This window comes from Pseudomonas sp. (genome assembly GCF_050739995.1).
GTDB lineage: Bacteria > Pseudomonadota > Gammaproteobacteria > Pseudomonadales > Pseudomonadaceae > Aquipseudomonas.
Genome location: NZ_JBOICG010000211.1, coordinates 1 through 8,236, shown reverse-complemented (window position 1 = coordinate 8,236; position 8,236 = coordinate 1). Strand labels below are relative to the sequence as shown.

7 protein-coding genes are annotated in these 8,236 nt (G+C 60.0%); 1 reads left to right on the top strand and 6 read right to left on the bottom strand.

Features of this window, described 5'->3' with window-relative positions:
- The 6 genes from ACRESD_RS07365 to ACRESD_RS07340 all read right to left on the bottom strand — a co-directional run.
- Positions 1 to 1,298 (bottom strand): sigma-54-dependent transcriptional regulator (locus tag ACRESD_RS07365; protein WP_431750320.1); only part of this gene is annotated, 1,298 nt, incomplete at its 3' end.
- A complete protein-coding gene (locus tag ACRESD_RS07360; RefSeq protein ID WP_431750319.1) occupies positions 1,288 to 3,066 on the bottom strand; it encodes an ATP-binding protein in 1,779 nt (592 codons plus the stop codon). The genes ACRESD_RS07365 and ACRESD_RS07360, both read right to left, overlap by 11 nt.
- A complete protein-coding gene (locus ACRESD_RS07355) occupies positions 3,066 to 4,190 on the bottom strand; it encodes a GNAT family N-acetyltransferase (RefSeq protein ID WP_431750318.1) in 1,125 nt (374 codons plus the stop codon). The genes ACRESD_RS07360 and ACRESD_RS07355 overlap by 1 nt, the downstream gene beginning before the upstream one ends.
- Positions 4,191 to 4,205: 15 nt before the next feature.
- Positions 4,206 to 5,072 (bottom strand): alpha/beta hydrolase, encoded by an 867-nt coding sequence (locus ACRESD_RS07350; RefSeq protein WP_431750317.1) that lies wholly within the window; start codon positions 5,070 to 5,072, stop codon positions 4,206 to 4,208.
- Positions 5,069 to 6,463 (bottom strand): aspartate aminotransferase family protein, encoded by a 1,395-nt coding sequence (locus ACRESD_RS07345; RefSeq protein WP_185707623.1) that lies wholly within the window; start codon positions 6,461 to 6,463, stop codon positions 5,069 to 5,071. The genes ACRESD_RS07350 and ACRESD_RS07345 overlap by 4 nt, the downstream gene beginning before the upstream one ends.
- A complete protein-coding gene (locus ACRESD_RS07340) occupies positions 6,456 to 7,166 on the bottom strand; it encodes an MtnX-like HAD-IB family phosphatase (protein WP_431750316.1) in 711 nt (236 codons plus the stop codon). The genes ACRESD_RS07345 and ACRESD_RS07340 overlap by 8 nt, the downstream gene beginning before the upstream one ends.
- 226 nt (positions 7,167 to 7,392) lie before the next feature.
- On the opposite strand from ACRESD_RS07340, the gene ACRESD_RS07335 reads away from it, so the two are divergent.
- Positions 7,393 to 8,163 carry a MipA/OmpV family protein gene (locus tag ACRESD_RS07335; protein WP_431750315.1) on the top strand — a complete coding sequence of 257 codons (771 nt, stop codon included), beginning with the start codon at positions 7,393 to 7,395 and terminating at the stop codon, positions 8,161 to 8,163.
- Positions 8,164 to 8,236 lie beyond the last annotated feature (73 nt).

Below are 8,236 nucleotides of genomic sequence, written 5' to 3'. Positions count from 1 at the left end.
CCATTACTCTCATTCAACGCGGCCAGAATATAGGTTTTTTCGACCTCGGCCAGCGCAGCATCCAGGTCCGCAGGCACGCCCGGTGTGTCACTCAGCAGTGCAGTAACGTTGCCCTCGGTGGGTTTGGAAGCAAACAGATAAGCCGGCAAGTCGATATCTTCAATCACCGGCTTGGCCGCCACGATGGTCGCCCGCTCCACGCAGTTTTGCAGCTCACGGATATTGCCCGGCCAGTTGTACGCCGCCATGGCCTGTAACGCTTCCGGGCTGAAGCCCGTGATGCGTTTGCCAGCGGTAGCGCTCAGGGTCTGGGCGAAGTGCCGGGCCAGGGGCACGATGTCTTCGGCGCGTTCGCGCAGGGCCGGCAGTGGAATCGGGAACACGTTGAGGCGGTAATACAGATCTTCGCGGAATTCTTTATTGGCCACTGCATCCAGCAGGTTCTTGTTGGTGGCGGCGATCACCCGCACGTCGACCTTGCGCTCGCGTGGATCACCCACCGGCTCGATTACCCGCTCCTGCAACGCACGCAGGATCTTGGCCTGCAGCGACAGGGGCATGTCGCCCACTTCGTCGAGGAACAACGTGCCCTTGTCCGCCTGCATGAAGCGCCCGACACGATCACTGACGGCACCGGTGAAAGCGCCCTTGCGGTGGCCGAACATCTCGCTTTCCAGCAAGCCTTCGGGGATCGCCGCGCAATTGACCGCCACGAAGGGTTTGTCGGCGCGGCTACCATGCTTGTGGATGGCGCGGGCGACCATTTCCTTGCCGGTGCCGCTTTCGCCGGTGAGCAGGATAGTTGCATTGCTATCGCGGACCGAGTCGATCGCGTGCAGCACCTGGCGAAAGGCCGGGCTGTCGCCCACCAGACTGTCGAATTGCGCGTGGTGATCGAGTTCGGCGCGCAGGCGCGCGTTGTCACGCAGGATGTCGCGAAACTGCAGGGCCTTGGCCACAGTGATGTCCAGCTCGTCGATGTCGAACGGCTTGGCGATATAGTCATAGGCGCCGTTACGCATCGACTGCACGGCGTTTTTCACAGTGCTGTAGGCCGTCATCACGATCACCGGCAACTCCGGGAAACGCACCTTGATCTCGGCCAGCAGCGCGGGTCCGTCCATGCCCGGCATGCGCCAGTCGCTGATCACCAGGTCGATGTCTTCCTGCTCCAGCACTTTAAGCGCGTGCAGGCCGTTGCTCGCGGTGAACACCTGGATACCATTCTGGCTCAAGGCGGACGACAACAAGTCACACAGCTTGGGCTCGTCGTCGACTACCAACACGTTATGCGTCATGACCTTCCTCATCCTCACCGTCGTCTTCACCCTGAGCCGGAATGTACAGGCTGAAGGTGGCGCCGGCATCTTGCTCACTGGCACATTCAATGCTGCCGTCGTGACTTTCCATGATCGAATAGACTTTAGCCAGCCCCAGGCCCGTGCCTGAGGCCTTGGTGGTGACGAATGGCGTGAAGATACGCTCAATCATATCCGCCGGGATGCCCTGGCCGGTGTCGGCGATGCTGATTACTGTGTAGCCGTCTTTGCTGGCGATGCCCAACGTAAGGCGCCCGCCTTCAGGCATCGCATCTATGGCGTTGAGAATCAGGTTGAGGCACGCCTGCTTGAGCTGTTTGGCATCGGCATAGAGGGTTGCGCCGGGGGCCTGGTCGTCGATTTGCGCATCAATGTTGTGGGTGGCCAATTCCGGGCCGCAGAAGCCGAGGATTTCTTCTACCACCGGACGTGCGACCTGTAGCACGCGCAACGGCGGGTTGGGTTTGGCGAAGTCGAGGAACTCGGTAATCAGGTCGTTGATGCGGCTGACTTCGCTGATCACGTATTCCAGGTGGCGCTTGTCGGTCTCCGGCAAGTCGGTACGGCGGTGCAGTAACTGGGTGGCGGTCTTGATGATGCCCAGCGGGTTACGAATTTCGTGGGCCAGGCCCATGGCGACTTCGCCCAGTGCGTGCAACCGGTCACGACGGCGCAACTGGGCCTCCAGGTGGTGCAACTCCCCCAGGCGCTCGGTCATGTGGTTGAAGGTGCTGCTCAACTGCGCCAGTTCGTCGCCGCCGCTCACCAGCACACGGTGTTCATAATGGCCGGAAATCACTGCGTCCACGCCTTGGGACAAGTCCCGCAGCGGCTTGGTCAGCCGGCGTGACACCAACACCCCGGCACCAAGGGACAACGCCGAACTCAGCAGGAAAATCAGTACAAACAGGTTGCTCTGGTTCACCAGCCCCACCAGGCTGGTATGGCGCAGCAGGCCGCTGAAGATCACGCCTTGCAAGTCACCGTTGTCGTTGAAGATCGGCCAATACAAACCACTGTAATTGTTGGTGAACTGCTCACTCGGCTGCTTGGTGGCACGTATGGCCGTTTCGACACTTTTCGGAATGCGCGACGGGTGATTGTCAAAGCGCTGGGTCGAGAAAATCTCGGAAAAACCAGTAGGGTTGGCCAGGTACAAGCGCAGGTCGAGGGAGTGCACATCCGCCACACTGGTGAGGAAACTGCTGTCCAGGTAGGTCGCCACCAACAGCAGGTAGTCGACCCCTTCTTGCGTCGTTCCAAACGTCGAGACCACCAGCCCCGTCGTCACGCCCGCCACCTGCACGGTCTGCAAGACGGCGTTGCTGGTCAGGTTGATCTGCTTGACCACATCGTCGGCCGCCGTGCTGAACACCACCTTTTGATCGCTCACGCGAATCAACGCAACCACGTCAATATCAGTGGCGTCGGCGATGTCGGCGGTGAGCCGATCGTGCTTGGCGGCATGCTTGCTGGAAGGCGGGCTGGTGTAGCGCAGGAACAGCTTGGCCATGCGCGCATTGTCATGAAGGATGTCACCGATCTCGTCCTTGACGATCTTGGTCGACTCTTGCAGCCAGATGCGCACGTTGCTGTCGAAAATCTGTGACAGCGTGGTGGCCGCCAGCTCAGCCGCAATCATGGTGGGAATGACGCTGACCAGCCAGAACGCCAGCACCAGCTTGCGCTGGACGCTCCAGCGCGAAATGGCAAAGGGGCGGGCTTTCTGGCGGGTTTTGGTGATCATCAGGTTTCGCTTATCACAGCAGCCATGGCAGGGTCGGAACGATCCGGTCGTAGAAACATTTTCGCGAGTTTGAGCAGTTCGTTCACCAGCCGATTACGGTGGCGGAAGAACATGCTGTTGCACTGGAACTCGCACCCCAGGCGCAGCTTGCTGGCGTAACCTTCCTGACCACACTCGTACACCGGAATATGGTGCGCAATGCAATAGTCGACATTGGTCAGCCAACTGCGGAAGTAAAGGTTGTACTCACGGCTGAACGCAACGTCATGCCCGAAAAACTTGTCGACCAAGCGGTGTTGGTCCAACAGGATCAGGTTGAACGCCACCAGCCGCTCGTCCACCCAGTACAAGACACAGACCGCACGTTCCTCAAGCCGTTCAAGGATGCCAGTGAAGTAACTCGCGGGCAGGCGTTCGAACTGCAAATCCGAGCGGTTGAGAGTGTCTTCGTACAGGCGCATGACCTCGGGCAATACGTCATCGATGTTATGCCGCCACTCTACCCGCGGCCCCGGCGCACGCAACTTGCGACGCAGGTCCTTGCGGGTCGATTTGCACAGCGACCCCAGGTAGGCGTCCACCGAACCGAAGGGCAGTGTCAGCAGCCCGGACGGCAGGCTCGGCATACTTTGAAAGCCAGCGTCGCGGCAGCTCAGCGCCCAGTGCGAATCATTGGTCGGTACATCCTTGACCGCCACCAGGCCGATGCCGAAGGTATTGGCATCCTGTTGCGCGGCTTCCAGCAAATGCTTGAGCAGCAACGGGCGCCGCGCCTCGGGCACGGCGCTGGCAACGCCCGCATCACAGCGCTCGGCAACCGGGGAGCCGATGGCATACAACCCCAACTGCAAAACGCCCGGCCACAGTCGCGCCAGGCGCTCGGTGAAGCGCTTACTGCTGCCCGACACCGTGGTGTCGAGCCGATAATGAGTGATGAACGCGGCGGCTACCGCCACCAGCGTTTCATCTTCGTAGACCGCCAGGTAACGCCATTGGAAGTCATCGATGCCCGCGCTTTCCACGGCGACGTAATAGTCCCAATCCTCCAGGGCTCCGGGGAAACAGTCGTTCCAGGCACTGCGCTGGATGGCCCGGATGGTCGAGAAGGCTTGGGCGGTGATCACGTCGCGTCCTTAGGCTTATGCCCGCTGTCGATAATCTACAGGCGCCTGGAGAGCTGCGGCATGTTGCTCGACGAATTCGGCACTCAACTCGATCACCCGACGGTATTGCAGGTCGACGGTGATCATGTGATAGCAGTTGTCCAGCAGGATCTTGGTCACGGGCCCGCCGAGATGGCGCTCCACGTAATCGGCGTTCCAGCGGCTGGTGATGTCGTCCTCGATGGAGTGCAACACCAGGGCCGGTACCTTGACCTCGGGCATGCGTTTCTTGACCACGGCGTTCATGCGGTGCAATTCGCGCACCGTGATGCCTTCCATGGTCAACAAACCGGCCTCGCTGCTCTCCCCTTCCTTCATCTGCCGTTCGACGATCGAGCGCAGGCGCTCGTTCTTGATGCCATACGGCGGCTTCTCCTCGAAGCGACAGATGTGCACGCCGAATGGGATCTTCATCAACAGTGGCGTCAGGAACGCCAGCTTGTTGATGCTCCAACCGTCGTACTTCAAGGTGGTGGAATACATCAGCAGCCCAGTCACCTGCCCCGGATGCTCGGCGGCCACGTACATCGACATCACCGCGCCCATGGACAAGCCACCGACAAACACCTGCTCGTGGCGTTGCTTGACTTGCGTAAAGGTCTTGCGCACGCCTTCGTACCAGTCCAGCCAGCCGGTAGCCTGCAAGTCGCTGTTATCGCCGCAGTGCCCGGCCAACGTGGGTACGTACACCGTGCAGTTACCCGCCTTGGCCAGACCCTTGGCAACCTGACGCAATTCCGTCGGGGTGCCGGTCAGGCCGTGGATCAACAGGATCCCGACCGGACCTTCACCGAGAACGAAGCCGGCATCACCTTCACCGAGGTCGATCCCGAGGTTGCTCACCGTTTTGTCGCTCGCACCAGCAGTTGCTCGAGGAGTTTCAGGCCCAGGTCGATTTCCGGGTAGCTGATTTCCAGGGACGGTGCCAGGGTGATCACGTTCTTGTAGTAGCCGCCCACGTCGAGGATCAGGCCGAGTTTTTGGCCGTCAACGATCATGTCGCCCTTCATGCCTTCCTCGACCATGTAGTCCAGGGTCGCCTTGTCCGGCGTGAAGCCATCCGGACCGCAGATTTCGCAGCGCAGAGCCAGGCCCAGGCCATCGACGTCGCCGATGATCGGGAAACGTTTCTGCAGGTCTTGCAGACCTTCCAGGAAGTATTTGCCCTTGGCCATGACCATGGCGCCGTAATCGACTTCGCTGGTCATCTTGAACATTTCCAGACCTACCGCCGTACCCAATGGGTTGGAGGCGAAGGTGGAGTGAGTCGAACCTGGTGGGAAGATCTTCGGGTTGATCAACTCTTCACGGGCCCAGATGCCGCCCAGTGGGTTGAGACCGTTGGTCAGCGCCTTACCGAAGACAATCACGTCCGGCTGCACGTCGAAGTGCTCGATCGACCACAGTTTGCCGGTACGGTAGAAGCCCATCTGGATTTCGTCGGACACCATCAGGATGCCGTGCTGATCCAGCACTTGCTTCAATTCGCGGTAGAAGTTCATCGGCGGGATAACGTAGCCGCCGGTGCCCTGGATCGGCTCGACATAGAACGCGGCGTATTCGCTGGAACCGACTTTCGGGTCCCACACACCGTTGTATTCAGTTTCGAACAGACGGGCGAATTGCTGCACGCAGTGGCTGCCGTATTCTTCCTTGGTCATGCCTTTAGGGCCGCGGAAGTGGTACGGGAACGGGATGAACTGCGCGCGCTCGCCGAAGTGGCCGTAGCGGCGACGGTAGCGGTAGCTGGAGGTGATCGACGATGCGCCGAGGGTACGGCCGTGGTAGCCGCCTTCGAAGGCGAACATCAGGCTCTTGCCGTTGGTGGCGTTACGCACGACCTTCAGGGAGTCTTCGATGGACTGCGAACCGCCGACGTTGAAATGCACGCGACCGTCGAGGCCGAATTTCTTCTTGGCGTCGACCGCGATCATTTCCGACAGCTCGATCTTGCCTTTGTGCAGGTACTGGCTGGCGATTTGCGGCAGGGTGTCGATCTGCTGTTTCAGCGCATTGTTCAGGCGCGGGTTGGCATAGCCGAAGTTAACGGCCGAGTACCACATTTGCAGGTCGAGGTAAGCCTGGTCTTCGGTGTCCCACACGTAGGAGCCTTCGCAACGGCTGAAAATACGCGGTGGTTCGATGTAGTGAACGGTGTCGCCGTAGGAGCAATACTTGGCTTCTTTATCCAGAAGGATCTGGTCTTCGGCGGTAGCGATACGGATATCAGACATGGTGGAAGAGTTCCTGATTTTCAATAGAGAGTTCAGCGGCATAGGTGCTGGCGTTGGCGGCGACGCCTTGCGGCAGTTTGGCCAGCAACGCAGGCAGTTCGGCAAAGGTGTCGAAGCGCGCATGAGGGATGTTGTTGGCTTCGCAGTATTTGGCCAGGCTGCCTTTGGCGAAGACGAAGTCAGCGGTGGAGGCCACACACATGTCGGACTTGCCGTCACCGATCACCAGCACGCGCTTGTTGCGTGGGGTGGATTTGCACTTACAGTTGCCGGAAGCGGCACGGCAGGCATCGCTGGAGTACGGGAAGTCGATGCGCCAGCTGTTCTGGTCGACCTGGCGCAGGCGGTTGGCGAGGATCGGCAGCAGGGTCACGTAGTTGCGCGACAAGATGCGCGCGATGCCTTGCTCAATGCCGTCGCTGACCACTTCGATAGTGGCACCCAGGCCCATGACGTGATCGACGAAGTCCGGGAAATCCGGGTCGATTTCGACACTGTCGAAATAGGCCAGCAGCTCGGAAGGGGTGGCTTTGATCAGCGCCAGTTGGCGACTCAGGCATTCGCGGGAACCGATATGCCCATCCAGCCATTCCTGTTCGATGGTTTCCCACTCGGGGCCGGCGAAGCGTTGGAGGACGTTGTCGATGACATCGGTGGGGGTGATGGTCCCGTCGAAGTCACACACGATATGCCACTGGATCATTGCGTTTACCTTGAAGAGGAGCGCTCTGTGCGCTTGCCATCGAGGTAAAGCAGGGAGTGTGCCAACTGCCCAAGAGCCAGCGGGGCTGGGGCTTTGATTGAAAGTGGTGGTGATATGTATCGAGCAAGCTACAATTTTTGTAGCTTGCTACAAACAAGATGAGTGCTTGCGCGAGGGTCGCCCTTCGCGCGTGAATGCGCGCCAGTTCAGATAAGGAATCCGCTCCATGTTCAAGGTCACGTGCGCTGTATTCACCGGTTTACTCGGGTTGCTGGGGGTTTCCAGCACCGCTTGGGCAGCCGGCATCACGGGTGACGTGGGCGTTGGTGTCAGCTATCAACCCTACGACCCCACCGGCAGCCGCTACGAAACACAGCCTGTTCCCTACCTGGACCTGGAGTGGGGTAGCGTCAGCCTGGACTCCGACGACGGCCTGAGTTGGAGCGCACTCAACACCAGCGGCTTTACCGCCGGCCCCTACATCAACTACCTGCCGGGACGTTCGGCCAACGGTTCGCTGCGTGGCTTGCGTGATGTGCCGGACATGGCAGAAGTGGGTGGTTTCATCCAATACGCCCCGGCCGACTTCTGGCGCGTGTATGCCCAAGTGGGCCAGGCCGTAGGCGGGCCGCGCGATCAAAGTGGCGTGCTGGGCAAACTCGGCGGCGAGGTGGGCTACCCGTTAGGTGGCGGTGTTATTGGCAGCACCGACCTGATCGCGCATTTTGCCGACGCCCGCCAGACCCAAACCTTTTTCGGCGTCGACGCCAAGGAGTCCGCGGCTTCAGGCTATCGGCCCTATAACGCTAGCGCGGGCTTCCAGAACCTGACGCTAACCCAGAATTTCGAATTCCCCCTGGCCGCCAAGTGGACGTTGCTGACCAGCGCCAGCTGGGTGCACCTGGTCGGCTCCGCAGCCAAAAGCAGCATCGTCAAGGAAGCCGGAAACGTGAACCAGGGCCAGGTGCAGACAGCGATCAGCTACAAGTTTGATTGATGGCCAAGAGTCGGCTCCTTGAGAGCTAATCTCGGTCAACATGTGGGAGCGGGCTTGCTCGCGAATACGGTGG